At 56.5% G+C, this 382-nt stretch carries 1 pseudogene; it reads right to left on the bottom strand.

Features of this window, described 5'->3' with window-relative positions:
* Positions 1–382: pseudogene (locus D3261_RS20180) on the bottom strand (hypothetical protein); the annotation flags it as partial.

Genomic DNA, 382 nt, shown 5'->3' with positions numbered 1-382 from the left:
CCGAGAAGCGGTAATCGGTGGGGCTACCGGTCCCAACCACCGAAAGCACGTTTTTCGAGTAGTCTTCTGGGTTGATTTCGTTTCCGTTCAGTGTGACCGTCGCGTTCCCGTCGAGAGTAATGGTCCTAAGTTCGCCCGAGAATACATAGGAGTCCGTCCCACCGGAAACGTAGCCCTCGGCGCTACTCCCGCTGACCTCGTCCTCATCACCGAGCGTACCGTTGTTGGCGGTACTCTTCTCAAGCGACCCCGAAACCGAGAAGCGGTAATCGGTGGGGCTACCGGTCCCAACCACCGAAAGCACGTTTTTCGAGTAGTCTTCTGGGTTGATTTCGTTTCCGTTCAGTGTGACCGTCGCGTTCCCGTCGAGAGTAATGGTCCT

This window comes from Halococcus sp. IIIV-5B, assembly GCF_003602035.1.
Classification (GTDB): Archaea; Halobacteriota; Halobacteria; order Halobacteriales; family Halococcaceae; genus Halococcus; species Halococcus salsus.
This window is presented reverse-complemented; position numbering and strand designations above follow the sequence as displayed.